Source organism: Nocardiopsis sp. JB363 (assembly GCF_900143625.1).
In the GTDB taxonomy this organism is placed as follows: domain Bacteria; phylum Actinomycetota; class Actinomycetes; order Streptosporangiales; family Streptosporangiaceae; genus Nocardiopsis.
The window spans coordinates 1-24,112 of the sequence record NZ_FRFF01000003.1; the positions used below are offsets into that span (position 1 = coordinate 1).

General features: G+C 67.0%; 21 protein-coding genes. 9 read left to right on the forward strand and 12 right to left on the reverse strand.

Annotated features, from left to right (window positions below; genetic code table 11):
* The 3 genes from BQ8420_RS31760 to BQ8420_RS00585 form a co-directional block, all read right to left on the reverse strand.
* Positions 1 to 581: hypothetical protein (locus tag BQ8420_RS31760; protein WP_160049261.1), on the reverse strand; the 581-nt coding region annotated here is incomplete at its 3' end.
* A gap of 852 nt (positions 582 to 1,433) precedes the next feature.
* Positions 1,434 to 1,910, reverse strand: a complete 477-nt coding sequence (locus BQ8420_RS00580) for a hypothetical protein (protein WP_235005844.1) — start codon at positions 1,908 to 1,910, stop codon at positions 1,434 to 1,436.
* Positions 1,907 to 2,110, reverse strand: coding sequence for a hypothetical protein (locus tag BQ8420_RS00585; RefSeq protein WP_235005845.1), 204 nt, complete (start codon positions 2,108 to 2,110; stop codon positions 1,907 to 1,909). The genes BQ8420_RS00580 and BQ8420_RS00585 overlap by 4 nt, the downstream gene beginning before the upstream one ends.
* A 173-nt stretch (positions 2,111 to 2,283) precedes the next feature.
* Here BQ8420_RS00585 and BQ8420_RS00590 point away from each other — a divergent pair, with 173 nt between their 5' ends.
* Positions 2,284 to 2,550 carry a GntR family transcriptional regulator gene (locus BQ8420_RS00590; RefSeq protein WP_087095819.1) on the forward strand — a complete coding sequence of 89 codons (267 nt, stop codon included), beginning with the start codon at positions 2,284 to 2,286 and terminating at the stop codon, positions 2,548 to 2,550.
* A gap of 303 nt (positions 2,551 to 2,853) precedes the next feature.
* On the opposite strand, the gene BQ8420_RS00595 is transcribed toward BQ8420_RS00590, so the two are convergent.
* Entirely contained in the window at positions 2,854 to 3,741 is an 888-nt protein-coding gene (locus tag BQ8420_RS00595; protein WP_087095920.1) for an ion transporter, read from the reverse strand.
* Positions 3,742 to 4,236: 495 nt separating this feature from the next.
* Between BQ8420_RS00595 and BQ8420_RS00600 the strand changes: the two genes are divergently transcribed.
* Entirely contained in the window at positions 4,237 to 4,788 is a 552-nt protein-coding gene (locus BQ8420_RS00600; protein ID WP_087095820.1) for a thymidine kinase, read from the forward strand.
* A gap of 25 nt (positions 4,789 to 4,813) precedes the next feature.
* Here the strand turns inward: BQ8420_RS00600 and BQ8420_RS31215 are convergent, their stop codons facing one another.
* Genes BQ8420_RS31215 through BQ8420_RS00620 form a run of 4 tightly spaced genes read right to left on the reverse strand, consistent with a single transcriptional unit; the run spans position 4,814 to position 9,811 of the window.
* Positions 4,814 to 5,599, reverse strand: coding sequence for a hypothetical protein (locus BQ8420_RS31215; protein WP_143847039.1), 786 nt, complete (start codon positions 5,597 to 5,599; stop codon positions 4,814 to 4,816).
* A gap of 2 nt (positions 5,600 to 5,601) precedes the next feature.
* Entirely contained in the window at positions 5,602 to 6,768 is a 1,167-nt protein-coding gene (locus tag BQ8420_RS00610; RefSeq protein ID WP_235005846.1) for an NlpC/P60 family protein, read from the reverse strand.
* A gap of 4 nt (positions 6,769 to 6,772) precedes the next feature.
* The gene (locus BQ8420_RS00615; protein ID WP_200815733.1) at positions 6,773 to 7,444 is read right to left on the reverse strand and encodes a hypothetical protein; all 672 of its coding nucleotides are present in this window, start codon (positions 7,442 to 7,444) and stop codon (positions 6,773 to 6,775) included.
* Between the two features lie 33 nt (positions 7,445 to 7,477).
* A complete protein-coding gene (locus BQ8420_RS00620) occupies positions 7,478 to 9,811 on the reverse strand; it encodes a type IV secretion system protein (RefSeq protein ID WP_143847042.1) in 2,334 nt (777 codons plus the stop codon).
* A 638-nt stretch (positions 9,812 to 10,449) separates the two neighbouring features.
* Here BQ8420_RS00620 and BQ8420_RS00635 point away from each other — a divergent pair.
* From BQ8420_RS00635 to BQ8420_RS00665, 6 genes are all read left to right on the forward strand, one after another.
* The gene (locus BQ8420_RS00635) at positions 10,450 to 11,235 is read left to right on the forward strand and encodes a hypothetical protein (protein WP_143847044.1); all 786 of its coding nucleotides are present in this window, start codon (positions 10,450 to 10,452) and stop codon (positions 11,233 to 11,235) included.
* Between the two features lie 371 nt (positions 11,236 to 11,606).
* On the forward strand, positions 11,607 to 12,077 hold the full coding sequence (locus BQ8420_RS00645) for a hypothetical protein (RefSeq protein ID WP_087095826.1): 471 nt from the start codon (positions 11,607 to 11,609) through the stop codon (positions 12,075 to 12,077).
* Positions 12,078 to 12,184: 107 nt separating this feature from the next.
* Entirely contained in the window at positions 12,185 to 13,357 is a 1,173-nt protein-coding gene (locus tag BQ8420_RS00650) for a hypothetical protein (protein WP_087095827.1), read from the forward strand.
* A gap of 40 nt (positions 13,358 to 13,397) precedes the next feature.
* Positions 13,398 to 13,709, forward strand: coding sequence for a hypothetical protein (locus BQ8420_RS00655; RefSeq protein WP_087095828.1), 312 nt, complete (start codon positions 13,398 to 13,400; stop codon positions 13,707 to 13,709).
* On the forward strand, positions 13,685 to 14,104 hold the full coding sequence (locus BQ8420_RS00660; RefSeq protein ID WP_087095829.1) for a hypothetical protein: 420 nt from the start codon (positions 13,685 to 13,687) through the stop codon (positions 14,102 to 14,104). Before BQ8420_RS00655 ends, BQ8420_RS00660 begins: the two co-directional genes overlap by 25 nt.
* Before the next feature lie 367 nt (positions 14,105 to 14,471).
* Positions 14,472 to 16,565: a serine/threonine-protein kinase gene (locus BQ8420_RS00665; protein WP_087095830.1), complete on the forward strand. Its 2,094-nt coding sequence runs from the start codon at positions 14,472 to 14,474 to the stop codon at positions 16,563 to 16,565.
* Positions 16,566 to 16,658: 93 nt separating this feature from the next.
* Here the strand turns inward: BQ8420_RS00665 and BQ8420_RS00670 are convergent, their stop codons facing one another.
* The 4 genes from BQ8420_RS00670 to BQ8420_RS00685 all read right to left on the reverse strand — a co-directional run bounded on the left by BQ8420_RS00670 (position 16,659) and on the right by BQ8420_RS00685 (position 22,590).
* Entirely contained in the window at positions 16,659 to 17,960 is a 1,302-nt protein-coding gene (locus BQ8420_RS00670) for a DUF6891 domain-containing protein (protein ID WP_087095831.1), read from the reverse strand.
* Between the two features lie 262 nt (positions 17,961 to 18,222).
* Positions 18,223 to 19,266 (reverse strand): hypothetical protein, encoded by a 1,044-nt coding sequence (locus tag BQ8420_RS00675; protein ID WP_087095832.1) that lies wholly within the window; start codon positions 19,264 to 19,266, stop codon positions 18,223 to 18,225.
* A gap of 64 nt (positions 19,267 to 19,330) precedes the next feature.
* On the reverse strand, positions 19,331 to 21,781 hold the full coding sequence (locus BQ8420_RS00680; RefSeq protein ID WP_087095833.1) for an ATP-binding protein: 2,451 nt from the start codon (positions 21,779 to 21,781) through the stop codon (positions 19,331 to 19,333).
* 149 nt (positions 21,782 to 21,930) lie between these two features.
* Positions 21,931 to 22,590, reverse strand: coding sequence for an HNH endonuclease family protein (locus tag BQ8420_RS00685; protein WP_087095834.1), 660 nt, complete (start codon positions 22,588 to 22,590; stop codon positions 21,931 to 21,933).
* A 468-nt stretch (positions 22,591 to 23,058) separates the two neighbouring features.
* Between BQ8420_RS00685 and thpD the strand changes: the two genes are divergently transcribed.
* Positions 23,059 to 23,964, forward strand: coding sequence for an ectoine hydroxylase (gene thpD / locus BQ8420_RS00690; protein ID WP_200815734.1), 906 nt, complete (start codon positions 23,059 to 23,061; stop codon positions 23,962 to 23,964).
* Positions 23,965 to 24,112: the final 148 nt, after the last annotated feature.

Here is a 24,112-nt window from a genome sequence, read left to right on the forward strand (position 1 = left end):
GGGTACTGCTGCTGCGGGGGGTAGGGCGGGGCCGGAGGCGGCGGGGTGAGGCGATGCTGCGGCAGGAAAGTGATGATCGCCGTCGCCAGCATCCCGATACCCGTGATGCCCAACAGGACCGCCCCCGCGCCGGCAGAACTATGGCTCTGGCTGCTCGCCGCGGACGCGCTACCGAAGCCGTTGATCATCCCGATGAGGCCGGCGAGGACGCCGAGGACCCCCGCGGTGATGATCGCCCACTTCTTACCGGTCACCAACGACACCACGGCGAATCCGATGACCACCAGGAAGAGGACGAGCATGATCGCCCCCTCACCATCGGCCTCCTCCGAGAAGTAGTTGACGCTCCTCGAATGGCCCCTGTACGAAGCCGAGACGATGGGCATGAAGAGCGAGATGATCGCGATGAACGTGATCACGGGAAGCGCGAACCGGAACCAGATCGTCCAGTGCACCGGTCCGCCCGGTGCCTGCCCGGACCGTTGGCTCACGGTCTGAGCGGTGTTCACAGCGGCGGGGGCGACGGTGTTGGCGAAGTAGTCCTTCGCGCCGCCGGCCAACTGCTTGGCGCCCGAAGCCAACTGTTGCGCGCCCTGGGATGCCTGCGACCCTGTGTGGGACTCGCCTGGGTGAGGTTGTGGGCCGGGCTGAGGCTGACCGTGGTCGTGCTGACCGGGTTGGGGCTGACCGGCTTGGGGCTGAGGGTAGGACTGCCCACCCTGCGGCGGGCCCGGATTCCCCGGAGGTCGCTGTCCGCCGGTCTGCGCGCCGAACGGCGGCTGCGCACCGGTGGAAGTGGGTGGCTGCGGTGCGGCCGGCCACGAGTTCCGCCGAATGTATCCGGCGAGTTCCTGGTCGCAATTCGAGTGGTTCTGGATCTGCGGCCAAAGATCCGTGCGAACGGCGGCGATCTGCCGCAATGTCGCTGAGTCGATGCTCGGGTCGGCCAGTTCCTGAGCGGAGTAACTGGCCGGGTCACGCTGCCCGGGCGGATTCATTTGCGCTCCTAGGGGATGTCTCAGGGGATGCTCAGCACACCTGCTCGCGAAAGTACCACTGGCGAGTACGTCGCCTTCGCCGTGAGTCACCAACACCTATACGTCTCTCGCGAATCCGAGCCTTGTTGGAACTCAGTTGCAAGATGGGTGATAAGCAGGCTGTTGCCTATTCACCAAGAATCGTCATCAGCACTGATCACCGCCCTGATACCCGGCACGGTTCCGGCGAGCCCCGGATGAACGGCGGCAAGGCGTCTACCGAGTCCTTTGGAGCCCCCAGCCGATGGCCGAAACCGGCCACCGGGACCGGAGACGGGGCTGTGGACGCCTTGGAGAGGAGCGCACCGGGTTGGCAGGATCGCCTTGGCGCGAAGGCTTCCGGGCGGGGTGGCGGCCCCGGCGCGGGTACGAGCGCCGGGGCCACCGGACCGGGACCTACTCCCCGAGCGGCTCGCGCAACCAGGGTTCGGGCAACGGGGAACGCTCGACGAGCGCGTCGTTCAACCGCCGCCAGTACCGGCCGGCCTCCGCCAACGCCCGCCAGGCGACCACCACTCCCCCGACCTCGCGCAGCGCCTCGCTCACCGAGTCGTAGCAATGGGTGGCGTAGTCGTAGGCGATCCCCCGCGCGGCCGGCGGAACGGGCGGTCGCACCATCGAGGCCAGCCAGGCCGACGGCAGGGGCTCACCGGAACGGATCCGTCGGTCGAGTTCGGCGAAGAGACGATCGGCCCGGGCCAACGTCCACACTGCGTGCGCCGGTCGCCCGGGGTGTTCGAGGAGCCGGCCGATCCCGGCGACCAACTCATCGGACCGCGTGGCACTGGAGTGCGGGGAGGTCCTGGGCTGCGAAGCCGGGGAGGACTCGGCGGTCACGGAGGTCGTGGAGCTGTCGGGAACGTTGATGTTCATGCGCAGCACACCCTCACGGTCGCCTCGGGCAGATTCCTGGCGTAGCGCCGCACCCGACGGGAGCGGCGGCGGATCTCCGAGGTGAGCTGGTGGGCGTAGCCGTAGGAGGCGGCGTGCAGGCCTCGCGAGGGGCGAGAGAGCCGCACGAGCATGGCGAGTAGGGCAAGCAGGGCCACGATTAGGGCCACTAGGATCTTCATTGTCGTCCTGTCTGTTTCAGGTCGGCCATGGCCCCGGGGCGTGTTCCAGCACGTCGCCGGGGTTCCGTACATCACGGAGCCTTTACTCTACCTGTCTTTCCCTCACTGTTACATGGTTATCCTCAGACGTCCCCAAAAGATACCCGTGAACCCCCCTCAACCATGCTCGTTCTATGGACTTGCCGAGCGGCTACAGGCCGGACTCTGAGATCGACGACGAAGCCATGGACCCCGTATGGGTACAGCTGGCCGCGATCCTCGTCGCTCGAATCGACGCGGGACAGTACCCCGCCGGTCGAGCCATCCCCTCACTCAGCCAACTGCGCCAGGAGTTCGGGGTTGCCAGAGGCACCATCGTGAAGGTGACCAACTTCCTCGCCGATCAGGGTCTCGTGCGCCCGGTACACGGCCGAGGGGTGTTCGTCCTACCTCGGGGCTGAGGGCCTGATGGGTCGCCGGGAGGGGGATTCGGTCACTGCCACCTCAACGGACAGGGCTTCCGGAGGTTCAGTGCGGAGCGTATTAAATCCGTGACCGTAGAATTGTCGGGTTCGCCCCTGTAAGGGCGTCCACCGCCGCGAAAATCTCGAAGAGAGTGCTCGAAACCGTCGCGAGGCCCGGCCTCCGTCCTACATAATTCTGATTGAGGGTGGGGACGGCCCGCCGGGGGTTTCACTACTCGTTTTCCCCGGTGGGTCCCCGTCTACCCTCCCTTTCCCGGGATATGTGATTTGCGATGGGGACTAATCAACTTCCCGGGATTCGGTCTCAGGACCGGGACCCTCCGCTGAGGACAAAGGGGGAACTCCGTGGGTACCGTTTGCAGAGGGAGCGGCCGGGGGTACGGAGTGATCAGCGTGAGGGGCCCGGTCCTGTGCCTGAATCCTGCCTTGTAGGTCCTGCACCTGGGCAGTGAGCTCCTCAAGCTTCAACATCACCTGATTGTGCTGGACCAGTTCGAGCTCCTGGTCCTCTTCCCAACGGCCCTCGCTGTACTCCTGCTCCATCGCGGTGACGATCACACCGATCACCAGGTTCAGCATGATGAACGCCGTGAGCACGATGTACAGGACGAAGAAGATCCACGCGTAGGGATGTTGCTCCAACACCGCGTCCGAGACGTCCGGCCAGTTCTCCGTGGTCATGAGCAGGAACATCGTGTACAGCGTGGTGCCGAGGTCACCGAAGAACTCCGGCACGTCCTCGCCGAACATCTGCTGGCCGAGGATCGCCGACACGTAGATGACGATGAACAGCAGCCCGATCACCGTGCCCATGCCGGGGACCGCTTTGAAGAGTGCTCCTATGATCTGCCGCATCTGCGGGACCGCGGTGATGAGTCGCAGGATCCGCAGCACCCGGAGGATCCGCAGCACCGCGAACGGTCCGACCGCCGGGATGAGCGAGATGACGACCACCCCGAAGTCGAACCAGTTCCAGGAGTCCTTCCAGAACTTGCCCCGCCAGGCGTAGAGCTTCAGGGCCATCTCGATGACGAACACCCCGATGATGACCCGTTCCGCGATGCGGAGATACGGAAGGGCTGCACCCCCATAAGTGGCCCATCCCAATATCACGGCATTTCCCAGAATCACGACGAACATCGTGTTCGAGAACCATCGGCTCTCCACCAATTGTGTGACCTGGTCACGCCGCAATGTCACATCCCCCTCAACGTTGAGACCTTGAAATAGGACAAGGTGCACCCAAATATATCGAAGCGCTTGTTCGCGCGCCTAAGTGCCTCTCGCTTACCGAAGTACACCCATGCGACCCAGGGCCGATGGTCCCCCTCCTCAGCAGCGAACGCCACCCCACGAAGGTACGACGAGCCGAAGACGAATGCGTGATGAACCCATCACCCGACACTCGTGTCACAGGTGCGCTCCACCACAACTCGGACAACTTTTCGGCCTCGTCGGCTACCCGCCTGACGCAAGAGCGCCCAACCACGCGATGCGCGAGACGCATGACGATCGGTAAGACGCATGATGCGCCGTGCGCATAGAGGGGTGACAGCGTCCGAGCGGGTGCGATAAGCGGGTCCCGCCGCTGGTATGTTCACCTCTGGCCTCGGTGACGCTCCGGGCCGCACCCCTGCCCAGTGCCCCGACCGAGGAAGAAGCATGGCGGAGCTGAAATACTTCACCGGTTCGATGAACTCGGGCAAGAGCACCATGGCTCTCCAGGAGCACCACTCCCGGGGCGGAGAAGGCGTCCTCTACACGAAGCAGGACCGGGCCGGCGCCGGGATCATCTCGTCCCGGCTGGGTTTGAAGTCCGCCGCGATCGAGGTCGGGGACGTGCTGGACCTGTACGACGACGTCGCCGACCGCAAGGTGCCCTACGTCATCTGCGACGAGGCCCAGTTCCTGTCGTACAAGCAGGTCGGCCAGTTGGCGGGCGTGGTCGACGGCATGGGGATCGACGTCTACTGCTACGGGATCCTCACGGACTTCCAGGGGCAGCTGTTCCCGGGCTCGAAGCGCCTCGTGGAGCTCGCCGACAAGATAGAGGTCCTGCCGGTCTATGCGCGTTGCTGGTGCGGCAACCGCGCCACGCATAACGCGCGGGTGGTCGACGGGGTGATGGTGTACAGGGGCGAACAGGTCCACATCGGCGGTATCGAGTCGTACACGACCCTGTGCCGCCACCACTTCATGGCCGGCATCGCCTAGCCCAACCCCACTCGGTGACGTCCTATCAGCCCGGGCCAACCACGCCTAGTCGAATTTCGATGTATTCCAGCAAGGAATCCCGTTCATACTCAAATTCCTCAGCAGGGATCAGGTCACCGCTAGGAAAATCAGTGTTCGACTCGAAGTTCATCTCATAGACGGTGTCCCCAGAACGCAGAATCACCACATACGCCGTCGTTCCAACCCCTGTCAGGCCATGGAAGAACTGCGAATCGTCAGCCACGCCTGCTTCCCCTGATGATCCTGCTTCGAGTCCAAGGCTGTCAGCTTGCGAAACCCTCTCCTCGTAGTCTTGTACGGCTTCTTCACTGGATTCCGCAGTCTCATCACCAGTAACAAAAGCCGCATAGGAGAAATCAAGTTCCCACGGCGATCCCACACCACCAGCCGGAATTACGTTCCAAATACAATGATCGACCACAACACGTGGAACTTCCCCTTCGCCAGGGTCTTCGTATGCATCCCCGGGATCCGCCCTGGTCGCGCTAACCTCAGCTTGGGGGATAGTACCCCCGCAAAGGTCAAGCGCACCTGTATCCAGGCTGTCACGCGGCTTTATAGTTTGTTCTGGAACGACGATCTGACCGTTCTGCTCTTCTCCCTCAGCAGAGGACAAGCCCGACGAAGCAACGTTGAGGAACATGCTCAGAACACCAACGATCACCCCGAAGACACCAAAAGCAGCCAGCGTGCCACAGCCGAAGACTGCCGTGGCTGCCTTCCAGCCATGCAGCCCCTTCTTCGCCGGCTCCTTGCTCCTTGGTTCTTCTTCGGTCTTCGTATCCGACAAGGTTAAGCCTGCGCTTCCAGCTGGGCCTTCACTTCGGGGTGCTCAAGCGGACGGGTGAAACCCACGATGTCCGCACGATTGGGGTCATCGTACTCGCGGACCGCGATCGGTCCACAGTTGGTGCACCAGGCCTCGACCATCAGACCATCGCCGACGACCATTGCCATGTGACCGGGACCTGGCGGTTCTCCTGCTCGCGTGACATTGAAGAAGACCAGGTCACCTGGCTGTTCTTCACCTATCGGCACTTCTGGGCCGAAGTTCCACTGGTCCTGGGAAACCCGAGGAACGGTCACCCCGATGCTCTCGTAGGCCTTCATGGTCAACCCGGAGCAGTCGAAGCCGTTCGGCCCGGTGCCACCCCAGACATACGGCTTTCCTCGCTGGTCAAGAGCCCAATCGACGACGGCCTGGGTCAGGTCATCCGGGGCGCTTCCGATCGGTGCACCATCTTGGTCCACTTGGCAGAGCACCGCCGTGCGAATGGAATCGGTGGAGTTGAAGTCACCTTCCGCATAGCGGTCGGCCCACTCCAATACATCGTCCACGTACCACCAGGCATGGTTATAGCCGTAGATGGCCTGCCGCACGTCATCCTCTATCCCGTGGGCGATGAGGTAGTCGGCAGCGGCGGGGATCGCGTCGGCGGGGTCGTACACGTTGACGATGCCGTCATCGTTCCCGTCCACTCCGTATCCCTGTTCCGGACGCTCCGCCACGGGCTGGATCGGCTCACCACCCCAACTGTTCCCGGCGGCGGAGCCATCCAAGGACCCGAACTGCATCGGACCGGCGGCCCCCCAGTCGTTATGGCCCTCGGTGATCCCTGGTCCATCCCACCGTCCGTGGTGCGACTCGACCTGACCCACCCCGGCGAGGACGTTCCACGGGATCCCTCGATCCTCACCCACGTCCTGGTAGGCCTCCAGATAGTTCTCCGGGATGGAGTCCATGGCGTATTCGCTGCTGTCCGGTTGATCCGCGTCGGCGTTGGGGCCGCAGACCACCCCGGAGGCGAGCAAGGTACCGGCATTGTTGCTGGTGATCGCGGGAATCACCATCAGCGTCAGAAAGACGAGTCCGGCGACACCGATCGCCGCGATCAGCCCTATGCGGGTCAGGCATGAGCCACCCGAATCCGAGGCCGGGGGTTGACGCTGCCAGAGCACGTGGCTACTCCTCCCCGAACTGACCGGCATCGGCGGGCTGGAAGTCGAAGACCTCCCACGAGCCGCCTTCCTTGGTCACGGTGACGGCGAACTCTCCCAGATCCTCATCGAACTCGGCTTCCCCGGTCTCGGTGATGGACTGGGCCGTGACCACGAAGGTGATGGAGTCCGAACCGAAGGTGCGAATGGATTCCACCTCGGACCGACCCTGAGCAACGGCTTCCGCCTCGCTCATCTCCGCCCAGAAGGCCCCGGCACGATTCTCATCGGATAGCACTTCCGCGTACTCATCGGCGGCCAGCTCCTCCATCGATGCGTAGTACGACTCGGGCGACTCGGAGTAGTCGATCGTTCCGTAGGCCTCGGCGAAGGCCTTCGCCGTCGCACCGGCGGTCTGGAACTCCGCCTCGGTGAACGGAAACCAACCGATGACGTCCTGGTCCTCGGTGTCGGTGGTCGGGATCGGACTCGGCGGAACAGTAGCCAGTCCACCGGGATCACTCCCGGCAGAACCCGTCGCTTCCTCTGTGGGAGCGACCTCCCGAGGTGGACCGGCGGCATCCTCGCCTTCGTCACTGAATCCACCGAGGCTGAAATAGATCCCGAACCCGGCCAGAGCCGTGATCAGACCGATCACGACCAGCCGCTGTGTGCGCTCGGAGAGAGGGTTGGGCATGGTCTTCAGTTGCCTTGTCGTCTACTCGGTGGCCTAGTCATCGTTCAGCCAGAAGGGCACGTCCCGCTTGCGGTCTCGGGTCGAGTTTCCACCCTCGCCCCAGAAGGGGGTGATGGGGGCGTCGTCACGACGCTTGTCCGAACCGGTCAGCCAGCCGCCTTCCCGGTCGCCTCGCCCGCTGCTCGCGGGAGGCGGAGCCTGACGCGACGGCCGCTGAGGAGCGGGACGGTCACGCTTCTCCCGAGGGGCTCCCCACCGGGAGCCACGGTTTCCGACGTTGCCCTGCGCGGGGGTGTCCTCACGTCCACCGAAGATGCCACGCCCGGAACTGGGTTCTGGGCGCTCGGAGCCGGCGGCCCGAGAGTTTCCTGAGCCCCCGCCGGACGCTCCACCCCTGCCGGAACCGCCGCCCTCGTTACGGGTCGGGCTGTCATTCCGCCCACCGGTACCGAACACCGCGGCCCAGCCACTGTCACCGGTTCCGGTGTAGCCGCCCGCGGGCCTGGGCGGGATGTTCCCGCTGTTGGCGTTTCCACCACCGAGGTTGGGGGCCTGGTCAGTGGTGCGATTGCCACCGCTGGGACGTCCACCGACTCCGGTGCTTGCGGTGGATGCGGTGTTGCGTCGATTGACGTTGAGGGGTGGCGCGGCTTCGTTGCCACGGACCCGGCCATAGCCGCTGGTACCTCGCACCCGTGCGGGCTCTCCGGTCTCGCCGGGGGTGTCCTCTGGAGCTCGGGTATCGGTGGTGGCACCAGGCGCTCCGGTCCCGTTCGCCGGAACACCGGCTGCTGCCCCCGCGATCATTCCCGCCCGGCGGCGTCCCCAGTTCTGAGCCTTGAGATAGGCGACGGGAGGCAAAGCCACCGCGCTGTTTTCGAGTGCTTGGCTACGTGCCGCATCACTGACGACCCGCGAGGTGAAGGTGTTCGCGTTCACCGAGGCGAACAGGTAAGCGAAAGTCTTGCGGTAGATGAAGAGCGCCAGGGTGAACAGGGCCAGCAGAATCATCTGCAAGCCCCAGCCGAGGCTCGTTGACATGACGATGCCGTAGCTCATGACCAAAAGCGCGATCAGCAATACCACAAATATCTGTTTTAGCAGGAAGCCCACCATGAGCTCAACCCATCGGAGCAACACCATTCGTCCGTAACCTGGATGGATTCCGATGAGCAGGAATATCGGCGAGAGCATGAAGAGCAACATGAAGCCGATTTTCAGAACAATCAGTGCGACTGAACCTGCCAGGATCAATCCACCTGCAAAAACCGAAGCGAACAGCGCTAATGTCGCAACCCCGAGGCGACTCCCCTGATCTTGCCCAGAGTAAAGGGGGTAGACACTCGGGTAATACTCCTCAACGTCGGCCGAAATTGACTCATATGCTTCTTGCTTATCAGCGATCAGAGTATTAGCGTCAACTTCACCATCACGAATCTGCTGCTGCTCAATCCGACTTACCCCTTGAGACGCCATCAAGTCGACAGCATGGTCTTCAACCGCACTACTCGCAAAGGGGCCACTGCCGAACTGACCCGCGACCCAAGGCTGACACACCAGGCTGGACCACATCATGTCCGCGTTACGTCGGACCTGGAAGTCAGCCTCAGATTCCCAATCAGCTCGCTCCGGTGGCTCTGCACCAGCTGGACATGACGCAGACCCACCGCCATAAGGAACCTGCCCAACGGCGCTGGTCACCAGCTGAGTTCCGGAGTTCACCAGGCTGCTGCCCAACCCCATCACCTGAGCCGGGTTGATCAGGATCCACATGCCGAGCGCGGTCGCGGCCACCATCCAGACCGTTGACTCGATGGTCAGGGTCATCCGCTTACGGATCAGACCGAACCACCCGAGCCAGATCGCACCCAGGATGACAATGGTCGGGATCAGAGGCCGCCAAACACCTTCGCGCAAGGCGACGACGACACTTTCCACCGTTTCGGTGAAGCTGGAGAGCAATCCGTCGGAGGTCGCAGCCTGGTAGACGGTGATCGTCGACTGGTTGATCGTCTTCGAAAGGTCCCAAGCGGAGTTCGCGAGGGTGGCCTGGGGCCCATTCGCCATTCCATCGACGCAGGACTCGGTGATCATGTGCCATTGCTGCCCGGCCGTTCCGTACTGGCCGTACATACTGGCGTCAGGAGGAAGGCCGTCCGGGGAGCCCTGGATCGCGGATTGAGACTGCGGGGGAACAAGAAGGCCGTCGGATCCGCTGCCCGCGGACTCAGGGAGTGGAGCCGGCTCCCCGGGGCATAGTGGGTTCGCTTGGGCGCTGGTCAGCGGGATGAGGATGAACCCGCAGAGCATCAGGAACGTCATCAGGAGGCGTCGCCATCCCCGCCGGTGGACGTGCTGATGCGTCATCTGCTGAGCTCCTGCGTCGTGTGTTCGTACGGGATGATGGCAGACCAGAAGGCCTCACGCCGCACACTCGTCCACGCGCCACCCGGCACGCGATCCGTCCGCGACAACAAGGCCCCCGCATGTCTTTACCCCATCCTCCATGGTGCGCCATCACGGGGCCGGGGGTTGGCTGCAACGCGACCCGTTTTCTCCACGACACCTCCGGACCACTCCACCATGGGGGGACGAATCGCTGATTCTGTGACGTTTCCGCAGGTAAGGACTCTGAACGGACGCCCGTAACTCCCAAAAACCGCGAGGCCACAATTTGCTGTCCGTTCACGGACTATGAGGGGCGTCACAACACCTTTCGTCATGGAAAGCGGACATAGCGCAATCTTTCGGACTGACACCGGGTACCCATAACTGCTTCCGTGAGAGCCACAGTCGGCATTGGCGTTGGACCGAAACGGTCCCAGGATCCTTCCCGGGGCCGGGCACTCAGCCCCGCCCATCCCTCTCCGCCCTCACCCGTCCCTGGTCTCGCCGGGCCCGACCCGGCGAACCGGATCCACCGGCCGGGCGTCTAGACGAACGGGAGCACGCGCGTGTTCCGCTCCCGTCGTCCCCTCCCCCACGCCAGGAAGAAGCCACCGGCCATGGACCCCGAGCCCCCGAACAACGAACGCCGGATGAGTTGGCGACCTGCCCGAGGTCGACGCTTCCCGGGCGACCGCCGCGCCTCCGCCACCCCGCCCCCGGCTTCCGGTCCTCAAGCCCTCCCCGAAGCCCCGGAGGCCGCGGGAACTCCGGAGACCCCGGAAATTCCCGGAACCACCGCTTCTCCCGCTCCGACTCCGGCCCCCACTCCCGACCCTGTCCCTGCCCCCGGCCTGGGCGGTGTCGTCGTGCTCGGGCTCATCGCGCTGTTGCTGCCGAGCGCCATCACGTGGCTCGCCTTCCCCCTGCACATCCCCCTGTACCTGTTGGACTCCCCCGCCGGCCCGGGCTCCGCGAACCTGCCCGCCTGGTCGCCCCACGTCCTGGCTGGCGTGATCGGCGCGCTGTTCGTCGGGTCCCTGCTCCGTCGCGTCGGGTGGCCTCGTCCGTGGGCGGTGACGCTGTTGTTGGTCGCCGCCGTCGCCCTGGCCGCGCTCCAGTCCCCGGCACTGGGAGCGGTGGCCGGTCCCCCTGTGGCGGGCCCGGAGTGGCGGGTGTCCGCCCTCGTGCACCTGCTGCCTGTGGCCGCTCTGCTGGCTTGGCCCGTCCTGCGAGGTCAGTATCGGGCCACGGTCCGCTCCGGGATGGTCTTGGCGGCCGTGGGACTGATCGTGGCGGTGCTGGCGACGTCCGTGATCTCGGTCGCCATGACATACCGAGCCGCGCCGGACGCGAGCGCTCCCGAACCCGTGGCGGTCGCCGTGGTGGGTCTCGACGGCCGCTGAACGCTCCGTCCGGGAGTGGCCGGGTCGTGTCGATCGGTGGTGCGGGCGCGAACGCGCGCGAGAGCCCTCTCCGGGACGAGGCGCACCACGGTGTCGCTCCCCGATGGATCGAGCGCCGACCACAGACGGCCGCCGGGGCCGGTCACCGGAACCCCACCATCACACAGCGCGTCGAACAGAACACTTCGGTGCCGTCACGGGCCGCACCGGCACCCCTGTCCCTGGTCCCCACCCGCTTCCGGTTCCCATGCGGAACCGGCGGAGCGGTACTCGACACGTACCCGACGGACACGGACGCGTTCCGTTCGACGATCACCACCCGGGTGACGGCGGGACGATCACAGATCCCGACCAGGTGACAGGAGCCGGAAATGGCAGAGATCGCGCGGAACTCCATCGTCGTTCCAGTCGTCCACGGCACGATCCGCGTCGCGGACTTCAAGGAGGTCCTGGACCCGGACGTTCCGCGAAAGGTGATCTCCCCGATCATCAGTGAGAGGGGCAACCACCTCTACATCCACTGCACCGGTGAGGTGGCCCGCGTGCGCCTGACCGCTCGTTTCTTCGACGTGCCCGGGGAGCACGGCGTCACCTCGATGGAGGGCTCGGGGACCGCGCGGTTGGATTTCCGCTCCCAGTTCGTGGCGGTCTACGGCTCCCCAGGGTCCAACTTCCTGTGGGGTGCGCCGTTTCAGGGGCCGGCACAGGTGCGGGTCTCCCACGCGGGGCGCCGAGACGCCCACGAGCCCGGGGACGGAACCATCGGCGGCGGGACGACGGACGCACCCGACGAGGGCCCGGTGATGGAGACGTACCTGCTCGACATCTCTCCGGCCCGGTAGGTGGGCACGGTCGAGATCACGGGTCCCCGAACCCACGAGGTACCGGATCCGAGACGGCCGTGCTGAACCGAGTACCGTACGAGCCGCCCCCGACCCCCTGGAGAACCATGAGTCTCGACCCCTCGCCGGAACCACTGGAACCGCGGGAATCACCGGAGGCACGGGAACCCGCGCCGGAGGGGCCGTTCTGGAGGGCGCGGCTGCTGACACTGGCCGCCACGGTGGTACTCCTGCCGGTGCTGGTCGCCGTGACGGTGATGCCCATTGGCATGATCGTCGGGGTCATCACGACGTTCGCCTTCTTACCCGGAAGCACCCTCGGAACCGTCCTCACCTATGTCTCCGTGCTGATCCCGTTGGCGGGCATCGCCGTAGCGGCGCGGTACGTGCTCAAGCGTTCCGGATGGCGGCGTCCCCTGGGCATCGTGCTGGTGCTGTACGTGGCGTTGGCGTTGCCGCTGCTGCCGGTGACGGGGATGGTGCTCCTGTCCGAGGCCGGTCTGCTGCACACCCCCGAACCGGTCAGCATGCACTCCGAGGAACCGCCCTGGTTCCCCTGGGCCTACCTGCTCGTGGGCGCCGTTCTCCTCACCCTGGTGGCGGTGGAGTCCCTGGCCCTGGCTCGGGCGCGGCGTGGCCGGGATGAACGGGCCGGTTCCGGGTGGGGCGGGGTCGTCCTGGCCGCCCTGTCGCTGCTGGTGGCCGCCGCGCCCATGACCGCCGTCTCCTACGAGAGCGCGGCCCGGGAGACCGCCGACGACGTGGCCCAGGACGTGGCGGACATCGGCGAGTTGAAACATCCGCTGACGGTCCTCGACGACCCGGAGTGGGGCCCCTGGTGGATGGACCTGCAACTCGACAGCGAACGGTACCGGGTCGACTACCACCGCGAGGACGGCGTTCATCTGGAGGTGTACACGGTCCCACTCGAATCCGAGGTGGTGGAGTGCTGGGAGGAACCCGAGGAATCGGACTGCGAGATGACGCGGATCCGGGTGCCGGAGCTGGGCGACGGTGAGCTCCGAGCGGCGCTGAACCTGGACACCCCCGCGAAGCCCATCGACACATCGACCATCGTGTACCTGGAGGTCCCCGACAGCGACCGCATGGTGATGCTGCTGCCCGGCATCGACCAGAGCCGGAGCTTCCTGCAAGGGAGGGTCCGCTTCGACGTCTCCGAGCGGGAGCTCCTGGAGCTCGCCGAGGGGCTGTACCAGCTGGAGCCCGACGACACCGAGGCCGCCTACGACCTGGCCTTGGCCGCCCGGCTCGCCTGGTGAACGGCGGCGCGAATCCCCCGAACGAGAGAGCGCATCCCCCATGCCGCACATCCCCCCGGAACCCCCGCACGTGCCACGCTTCCCGCCCTTCCGGATACCGGTGGGGGCGATCGTCCTCCTGGTCACCATCGCGGCCCTCTTCCCCGGGATGGTGCTCCTACTGGGCCCACTGACCTTGCTCTTCGTGTACCTCGGTGCCCTGGGGTCGACGGTCGGTCAGGCACTCGCCGGCGCCGCCGGCATCGTCTTCGTGTTGATGGTCTGGAAGGCCCCGCCGCGCTGGAGCGGGTCGGTTTCCCCCGGCCACGCCTTTCGTGGGTCCTGCTGTTGGGCGCGACCGCCGTGGGCGTGATCCAGATGGTGATGCTCCCCGGCCATTCGACCTTCCCGTTCCCCGTGTGGCTGCTGCCCTACGTACTCGTCGCGTCGGTGGTCGCCGTCCTGCTGTGGACCCGAGGGTTCCTGCCGCCCGACGAGCGTGACCCACAAGGAACCCGCAACCGTTGGGGCACGGTGATCCTCGTCCTGCTGGTCCCCGTGACCTCCTTGGTGTGGGGGTGGACCGCAGAGGAGGCCCGGGACAGGTGCGTCCAAGAGCAGTCGGAGTCGGCGCGACCGTTCACGTCGGGAGCTGCCGACCCCCGGGACGGGATCGTTCCCGGGGTCTGTGTGTCGGCCGAACCCACCTCGGGCATTCGATCGGTGGCGGAGGGGAAATATTCGGTGTCTATCGACGAACTTCAGTGAACTCGGGTGAACTCAAGTGAACTTCTCCCTACCTCTTCTCGGTCGGACGGTGACGACCCGGAGGGCGGAAAAAACCGAGCGGCAGGCCGGCATTCCCGCTTTTGTCCGAGAGGGGTGAGGAAGAGGTATTCGATGGCCGCCGCCGGATGAATCACGTGACCGACAGCGCAGGTTCGGGCACGTTACGTGCGCTGGAAAAGGCTTGAAACACCGGACCGCGCGCCTGACCGCTTTCGGTCAACTGTCCTTGGTCCCCAATGCATTCTTCACCCCACCGGACTACAGTGGAGTTTTGGTTCCGACTGGTCATTGAAACGGCGTCCCCTCCCGCACCGCATCACACCGCCAGAAAGGAAACCTTCCCCCCATGCCGACCCCCCAGCACACCACCATCGGCCGCTACGAACTACGCGGACGCCTGGGCACGGGTGGGATGGGCACGGTCTGGCACGCCTTCGATCCCACCCTGCAACGGGACGTGGCGGTCAAGGAGGTCCTGCTGCCGGACGGCATGAGCGAAGAGGACCGGACCGAGGCGCACACCCGCACCCTCCGCGAAGCCCAGGCGACCGCACGGATCCACCACAACGCCATCGTCACCGTCCACGACGTCCTCGAACACGACGAGAGCCCGTGGATCGTCATGGAGTTGCTCAGCGGCTCTTCCCTGCACCACCACATCGAAGCGCACGGCCCCATGCCGGTGGAACGGGTGGAACAGGCCGCCAGGGCGCTGTTGGGCGGGCTGAAGGCCGCCCACGCGGTCGGGGTGACCCACCGGGACGTCAAGCCCGCCAACATCATGCTCACCGAGGACGACCGGACCGTCCTGATGGACTTCGGGATCGCCAACGTCGACGGCAGCACCGCGCTCACCCAGACGGGGGTGTACATCGGTTCGCCCGAGTACATGGCCCCGGAAAGGTTCGAGGGCGAGCGGGCGCTTCCCGCCTCGGACCTGTGGAGCCTGGGGGTGACCCTGTACGCGCTGTTGGAGGGACGTTCACCGTTCAAGCGGGACAGCATCACGGGGATGATCAGCGCGGTGCTGACCTCCCCGGTCCCGCCGCACCTGAGCCGGAACGAGGCGGCGGGGTCTCCGCGCGGCGCGGCCCTGCAAGCGCTCATCGCGACGCTGCTCACCCGGGACGTGGCGGCCCGGCCGAGCCCGGCGGAGGCCCTGGAGCTGCTGAAGCGGGAACGGCAGAACGCGCAGAAGGACGTGCGGACCAGGAAGGCGCCCTTCCCGGACGAGACCACGGTGGAATCGGACGCGGTGGTGGAGTCCGCCGTGGCGTCGGCGGTGGAGTCGGCGGCGGTTTCGGAGACCGTGGGACCCGTGGAGACGGGGCCCGACGAGAAGGGACCGGCCGCGACGGGGCCCGCCGAAGGGTCGAGGTCGGGGCGGGGTCCGGGTGCTTCGGGTACCGGGGCCAACCCCTCACAGCGGAGTGGAGACGCGCGGGACGAGCCGGCGCGGGCGGCACCCGGGCAGGGCGTTCCGGCGTGGTCCTCCTCGGGGCAGAGCGGCCCGGGGACAGGCGACCCGGCGACCGATGTCCCGAGGCCGAGCACGCCCGGGCAAGGCGTTCCCGCATGGTCCTCCTCGGGGCAGAGCGGCCCGGAGACGGGTACTCCAAGGCCGAGCACGCCCGGACAGGACGCCCCGGCATGGTCCACCTCAGGTCAAAGCGGCCCGGGGACAGGCGACCCGGCGACCGGTACCCCGGGGCCGGGGACCCCCGGGCAAGGCGTCCCGGCGCGGCACGGCGCCTCGTCCAACGGCGCACCTATGCGGCAGGGCCCGGCGCAGGGCATCCCGGCCCGGGGCACGCCCGCTCAAGGATCCCCGGCGCGGAACCGGCCCGTGCCCGCCTGGGGACAGCCGACCCCGGTGCCGCACGGCCACCCCACCCCCGGCGCCCGGCCACAACCTCGACTCCAGACTCACCAGCCGGTCCTTCGACCAGAACACCCACAACAGGTCCGGCGGCAGGCGAGCGCGGCCACCGGTGCGGCCCAGCACTTCATCGAAGGCACCGGCTACACCCCTTCCACGGCTCCCACCGGCCCGGAACCGGACAAGCCCGCCGGCGTGCTCACCGCCATGGCCATGCTCGGCCTCAACGCGCTGGTGCTGTTCGTCCTCACCGTCGTGACCATCGTCGGCTCGGCGGGCTCGACCGACCCGTCCTGGGGCAGCGCCCTGTTCCTCGGCGGCTGGGGCCTGTTGTCGACGGTCGGCGCCCTGGCACTGCCGACCCGCTCCCGACCGGTGTTCGCACTGGTGGTGATCGGCCAGGCCTGCGGCGCGGTGTTCCTGGCCCTACGAATGTTCGAGGTGGTCGTCTACACCCCGGACCTCATCGTCATCTACGCGTTGTCGCTGCTGTACACGCTCACCGTCGGCGGGCTCCTGCTCCTGCCCGCGCCCTCCCGCGCTTTCTTCCACCTCGGTTGAGCCGGGAGGGGCGGGCGAGGCGGGGCCCCACCGACGACCCGGGATCCACCCGCCCACCACACGGAAACGCCTGAAGCCCAAACAGGCGTTACCTCAACCCTGGTCCCACGCGATGGTGCGGACCCCTTCCTTCTCCGGCAGGCCCGAGTCCCCGTCCAGCGCGAGCCGGCACACCAGATCCTCGGCGTCCGCCAGACTCCCGAAGCACCCGTACGACATCCGCCGGTCCGGGTCCGGGTTCTCCAGCCACAGGGTGTTCTCGTCCTGCCACAGCAGTTGCAGCGTCGCCCCCGTATGCGACCGGAAGACCAGGAACGCGCCGAGGCTGGGGGTGGTCCGGTACAGCAACGACCGGGCCTCGACCAGTTCCAGCGGCACCGGAGACGCCCGCGATCCGGTGCCCAGCGGGTGGGGGTCGTCGTGGCTGACCTCCACGAATCCGGTGGGGTCGGGGTGGGCGTCGCGGGCCGGCAGCGACCCGTCCACCGCCCACCGGCCCAGGATTTCGTCGAGGTGGCGGCGGTCCAGACGGCGCCCGGATCCCAGCACGCGGATGCGGTCGAAGTCGCGGTCCAGGGTCATGCTCTTGCCGGTGATCAGGCTGGTGACCGTGACGGCCATGGAGGAGGGCAGCCACGGCAGGAACAGCCGGGTGAACTCGCGGACCGGGACACAGCGGGACCGATCCTCGCCCCACCAGGCGAGCGAGTTGTCGACGGGGCTGGTCAGCACCACGTCGATCGTCGGTTCCCGGTCCACGTCGGGGCCGGGGTGGGCCGCCGACTGGCCGAGCCGCCGGCACCGCCATTCCATGTCGATCCGGATGCGGTTGACCGACTCGTCCGTCCACATCGCGTCCAGACCGTGGGCCTGAAGCACCTCCAGGACCTCTTTGGCGACCGCGTGGGTGAGCCGGCCCTGTCCGGGATCGAAGGTCAACCACAGGCTCTCGCCGGCGAGCGCCAGTTCGATGTCGGTGTCGAAGAAGTAGACGGCCGCGCGCGCTCGCGGGTCCTGGGCGACCGCGAGCCGCCACAGGTGGACCTCGCCACCGCTGTCGGCGAGACAGCCGTCACAGCAGTCCAGCGCCTCGAAGTAGGGGATCCCGATCGCGGCGAGGGCCTGGCCCGCGCGTTCGAGCCGGTCCACCTCGGTGCGCACCGGCCATCTGCGCTGCCACCTCAGCTGTCGGGAGAAGGCCCGGTCCAGCATCTCCCGCAACGCCGGCACGCCGGGGTGTTCCGTCCGAGGATCACGGCCACCGTTCTCCTCCAGCATGTCGGACACCTCGGTGAGGATCTCCCCGAACCCCTGCCGGCCCGTCGCCACGCGCACGGCCATCTCCTCCCGGAGGGCGGCGTGAGGGTCTTCGCCGCTCACCCGTTCATCATTCATCCGCACAATGTGTCAGACCCGGGCGGCCCATGGGTGGGGAACGGGCGAAGCTTCACCGACCGTTTGCGGCCGTGGGTCGGTCGCGGTCCGGTCGCGGGGTCAGACGCGGTCCGGTCGTGGGTCGGCCGTGGTTCGGCCGTGGTTCGGCCGTGGGGTCAGCCGCCGCTCGGTCGCGGTCCGGTCGCGGGGTCAGACACGGTCGGCCATGGGTCGGCCGTGGGGTCGGTCACGGGGTCGGATATAGGGCACGAGCGCCGCCCCCTCAGGCGGAGATACCAGTCAGCCCCGTGGCGGACGCGTGCACGCGGGCGGCGCTCTCGTCGCGCACCCTCCGGGCGGCCTCGGCGGTCCGGGCGAGTTCGGCGACCTCCGGGGACTCCTCCGCCAGCAAGGACGCCTCGACCCGCAGTTCCGCGTAGGCGCCGAGTGCTCCGACGGCCTCCTCGCACTGTTCCCATTCCCGGTGTGCCGTCACCGCGGCCTCCACCAGATGCCCGTACTCGACGATCTGTTCGACTCGGGCGCGGATGTGCTCCTCGGTGGCGACCAGGTGTTCCCGTTGTGCCCGGAGCACTTCTCGGACCCGGTCGGTGGTGGCGCGTTGACGGCGCAGGAGGTACTCCCTGCGCAGCTCCCGTTGGCGGGAGAGCAGGGAGGCGATCCGCCACTCCTGTTCGCGCAGCACGGTCAGTCCACGGTCGGTGTCGAGCGTATCGGCCCCGGCGAGTTCCACCCGGGCGTCGACGACCCGGTCGATGGTGTGCTGCACGTCCACCAGCAGCCCGTGATCGGCGGCGCTGATGTCACCCGGCAGCAGTACCCGGTCCCGATGGTCGGCCGGTGGTTCCCGTCTTCGACCGGAGGTCAGCACGTCGGCGGTGACGGTGCTCGCGAGCACCACGAACAACGCCCCCGAGGTGAGGACGGGCGGAACGGCGGCGATGAGGCCGAACAGCCACAGGGGTGTGATGGTCAAGGCTCCCGCGCCCAGGAGGCAGCCGGTGACCTGTACCCAGCGGGCCGCGTCGGGGCGCAGCCCCAGAGCGGTGACGTAGGCGACCAGGCTGATGGTGGCGATGACCATGCCCAGGAAGCCGCCGGCCAGTCCCAGGGAGAGGGCGAGGGTGAGCCCCACCCAGAAGAGTTGGGCCCAGGCCTCGCGCAGGCGTTTGGAACGCAGGAGTTCCTCGGTCCGCGCGACGGAACGGTGCGGGGCGGTGATGGCCCATCGGTAGGCGTCCTCGCGGGCGTCCTCGGTCAGGGCGGTGTCGACTACGGGGCGGGGCCGGCTGACGTCCTCACTCATGGGCGGTCCCTTGTGAGTGGTGGGGGGGAGGGCTCCCCCTATAGGTCCCCACCACCGGGGCGCCCTACTCCTCGCGGCCGTTTGCGGACACCAGTGGCCGTTCGCGGGTGGGGTTGGTGTCCAGCCAGCGCAACAGCGACTCCGAGACGAGGTCGACGGCGATGCGGCCGGTGCGGCCGTCGAGGTCGCGGAAGAGGCACTCGCCGTTGCCGAGGTTGCGCAGCGCCGCCATGTGGTCCTCGTTGGTGTCCACACCGAGCAGGTCCATGACGCTGGCGACCTCGTGCGCCTCGCTGGAGCGGAACGCGAACACCGACGACAGGCAGTTGGTGACCTGTTCGTTGAGCATGTCACCGGCGTTCTGGGAGACGAGGATGAGCGCGGTGTTGCGGGAGCGGCCCATGCGGGACACCTCCGGGACGAGTTTGGCGCCCTCGGGGGTGGAGGTGACCGCCCACGCCTCGTCCAGGAAGATCGCCTTGGGCAGGCGACGGTCCAGACCGTTCATGAGGCGGCGGGCGAACTGCGACACCAGGTACAGCAGGGCCACGGACAGGCGCTGCTCGTAGGAGTAGTCGTCGCGGTGGACACCGGAGTCGGGCAGGGTGAGGCCGCCCAGGGTGAACACGGTGGTCCAGCCCTCGGTGTCGATGCGCGCCTCGCCCTGGGGGTCGAAGCACAGGGAGGCCAGGCGCATCTCCGACATGGAGCCGAGCACCGCGCCCAGGTTGCGGGAGGCGGCGTCCTCGGAGGCCGTGAGGTGGTCGACGACCTTGGCCAGGGACGGCTGTGGCTGGTTGGCGACGGTCGCCACGGCCTGGATCATCGCGGACTCGCGTTCCTCGCTCATGCGGGGCAGGAGCAGGCGCAGCGTCTCGGTGGCCATGGTCTTCTTCGCGGCGAGGTCGTCGCCGAACGCGAAGGGGTCGAGCAGGCCGGGCTGGGCCGAACCCAGCGACATGATCCTGGCCTTGCGACCACGGGTCTTGAGCAACTCCACGAGTGACTCGGCGTCGCCCTTGGGGTCGATGGCGGCGACGGTGACCCCGCGCAGCGCGAGCTGGTAGATCATCAGCAGCGCCAGGGTGGTCTTGCCGCCACCGGGTTCGCCGGTGATGGCGATGGCGGTGGGCCGGTTGCGGGCGGCGGCGACCATGGGGTCGAAGTGGACGATGGAACGCGTCCGGCCGGTGGTCTCGCCGACGTAGGGACCGATCCAGCCGCCGCCGGTGCCGTCCACCCGGTCGCCGACGTCGACCGTGGCGGTGGGCATGCCGCCGGCGATGGTGCGCAGCGGCTGGCGCTGGGCGTAGGCGTTCAGGCGGATGCGGTCCCCCGGCAGGGACTCGTTGAACAGGGAGAACTGGTCGCCGGTGGAGTTGATGACGTCGATGCCGATGTCGCGGTAGTGCTCCACGACGGCCTCCACCTGCTGCACGAGGAGACGTTCGGTGGGCGCGGACACCATGAGGCGGTGCCAGCCGTACACGAACGGCAGGCGTTCCTTGGTGATGCCGTGTTCGAGCATGCGGGCGGCGTCGATCTGCTCGGCCAGGGCGATGGGCGCCTCCACCCCGGCCTCACGGATGTGCGCGTCCATGTCACGCGCGTGCGCGAGCTTGCGGCCCACGTCCTTGGACGCCTTCGCCGGCGGGACGAGCTTCATGCGCAGGGACAGCTCGACGGGGAAGGGCAGCGCGTCGGCGTGGTGCAGCCAGGGCTCCCCGTCGGGGAAGGGCATGAGGTCGGGGAAACGGGTGAAGGACAGGAACGCCACGTGGGTGGAGCCGGCGGGCTGCTCCAGGCGCAGCGCGGAGCGGCCGTTGTGGACCACGCCGTCGACGAGCGCCTCGATCTCGCCGCGCCCCCAGGTGCGGCGGCCCGCCGCCGACGGCTGGATCTCCTCGGCGGTGCCGCTGACGGCGTGCCGGATGAGCCAGGCGATCTCGTCGGCGGTGGAGTGGCGGGCGTGCAGGGAACTGGCGGCCAGGGCGCGGCCCAGGCGTTCGGCCTGGTCGGTCCAGCGGGCGAGTTCCTTGTCGTCGATGGCGTCGTCGTTGATGCCCAGGGCCTGCTCGGTGCGCTGGTAGGCGCCGAAGACCTGGGAGAAGAGGCCCATCCCCACACCGGAGTTGCGCTGCCCGAGGCGCACGCCGAGGTAGACCTCCTTGGTCCAGAAGTCCTTGGCCCACACGTGCCGGTACATCTCGTCGAGGTAGTCGTACCAGCCGGGGCCGCTGTCGGCGGTGCCGTCGAGTTCGGTGGCCCACTGGGCGGCCGGGTAGGTGCGGTGGGCGACCCGCAGGTGCACCTCGGCGTCGTTCATCCGGATGGCGGCGAGGGCGATGGTGATGTTGGTGGCGAGGGCCTGGCGGTCCTCGGGGGTGGTGAATTCGTAGGAGACCGTGGGCAGCCGGAAATAGGCCCAGGCCTCGTTATCGCTGAGCAGGACACGGTCGTCGAAGTAGCGGACCGCGAGACGGGTCGCCCCACGAGTCCCCCTGGTACCGGTCATCGCGCGATCGCCCTGCCCTTCTGGTCGCTTACGGCGGAGAGTGCCGCCTCTCATAGTGAAGCATCGAGGACGGGCCGTAGAAGCGGACGGGGCCGCGCGTCATCCGAAACGCACGACCCCGACCTTCCAGAACAGTCCCGGCAGGCTCTCTAGCAGGCGCTGTCGAGGGTGCTTCCCAGGGTCGACTCCTCGTCCGAGGTGATCGTGAGGTCGTACTCGTGCTTCACGTTGATCCAGGACTTGACGTAGTCACAGTGGACGGCGGAGTTGTCCGGCATCCACTCCGAGGGGTCCTTGTCGCCCTTGGAGCCGTTGCTGGAGGGGGTGGCCAGCCACAGCTGGGACGTGTCGACGTCGTTGGCGAAGTCGGCGCGCTGGGAGGTCGACCAGTCGGCGGCACCGGTCTTCCAGGCCTCGCTCAGCGGGACCATGTGGTCGACGCTGATGTCACCGGGGACGTCGTAGACCCATTCGTCGTCGAAGGCGCTCCACCAGCTGCCGGCGGTGGGCTGGCAGCTGTCGTCGGTCACGACGTCGTGGCCGTCGCGCTGGAGCACGACCTGGCGAGCGGTGCAGGGGCTGTCCACCACGTTCCAGTGCGGGAAGAGGCTTCGGTCGTAGCCGTCCTGGGGTCCCTTGGCGGCGACGGTGAGCGAGTCCAGCTGGGTCCGGGCTTCCGCCTCGCCGGGGATGGCGGGGGGCATCGTGTGGTCCGCGGCGGCGGGGGCGGACCAGCCGAGCACCACCGCGAGGGTGAGCGCGGAGATCGCCGCGAAGGCGCGCGAGAGCGCGCGGGGGTAGGGGGACAAGTGATTCTCCTCAAGAGCGGGTCGAGGTGAACAGGACGACCCTACTGTGGAGTAATCCAGCCTTTAACGCCAGTCCCCCGGGGGTGAATTCTTTGGACCATATGGCACACCGAATCCTTGTGAAATAGGTCACATGAAAACCCGGCTCTCGGCGCGGTGGGGGACGCAACCAAAGCTCCATAACCGGACGACCTGGGAAGATGATCTTCAGGAGGCCGGTCGACCACCCGGGCGACACAACGCAGGTAAGCCGGGACATACCTCGCCACAACGCCCGAAAAACCCGAAGAAATAACCTCCGGGTTTTCGCTTTTCGCCCATATAGTATGGCAGTAATACCCAGATGACCGCATGGTAAACAAGCGCGCACGAATGCACCACTCGTCCCCACCATGTGAATTTGTTAAGTTCACGAGTCGTACGGAGAACCCGAACGGAGAGGAGCTCCCCTCATCGAGGGGAACGGTCATGACTCTGCAGATGGATCTTCCGACCGCGGACGACTACCCGACCCGTAAGGCATCCGAACCCTCCCTGCTCTACCGTCGCGACCCCGTCGCCTGGCGTGGTGGGGATGATGGACCCTTCGGACCCGACGAACTGAGCGGCTACGAGAAGCGCGGATACACCCAGGTCCCGTCCATGGTCACCACCGACGAGGTGGAGACCTACCGGGCCGAACTACGCCGTCTCGCAGGCGACCCGAAGCTGCGCGAGGACGAGCGCGTCGTCGTGGAACCCGCCTCCGACGAGGTGCGGTCCGTGTTCGAGGTGCACAAGATCAGCGGGGTCTTCTCCGACCTGGTCAACGATCCCCGACTGGTCGATCGCGCCCGTCAGATCCTCGGAACCGACGTGTACGTGCACCAGAGCCGCGTCAACTACAAACCCGGCTTCGGGGGCGGCTCGTTCTATTGGCACTCGGACTTCGAGACCTGGCACGCCGAGGACGGCATGCCACGGATGCGCGCCGTCAGCTTCTCGGTGGCTCTCACCGACAACTACACCCACAACGGTGCCCTGATGATCATGCCGGGCTCGCACAAGACGTTCGTCTCGTGCGTGGGAGAGACACCGGACCACCACTACAAGGCATCGCTCAAGAGCCAACACGTGGGCACCCCGGACCAGGAATCACTGTCCATGCTGGCCGAACGGCACGGCATCGACGTCCTCACCGGCGCCGCGGGCGACGTCACCGTGTTCGACTCCAACTGCATGCACGGGTCCGGCGGCAACATCACGCCCTTCCCACGGTCCAACGTGTTCATCGTGTTCAACAGCGTGGACAACGCCTGCACCAAGCCGTTCAGCGCGGGTACGGCACGACCCGAGTTCCTCGGCGCCGCGGACACCACCCCGGCCGGACGTTAGTGCGACGTCGGCCAAGGTTCACCCCGTCCAGGAGTTCGGCACGGCACCTCGCCGTAGTGGCGAAAAGCCCATAGCGGACCATAGAGGAACCGCTATGCGGGCTTTCCACCGTCTTGCGACGCACCATCTCGAACGCCGCTCCGTCACG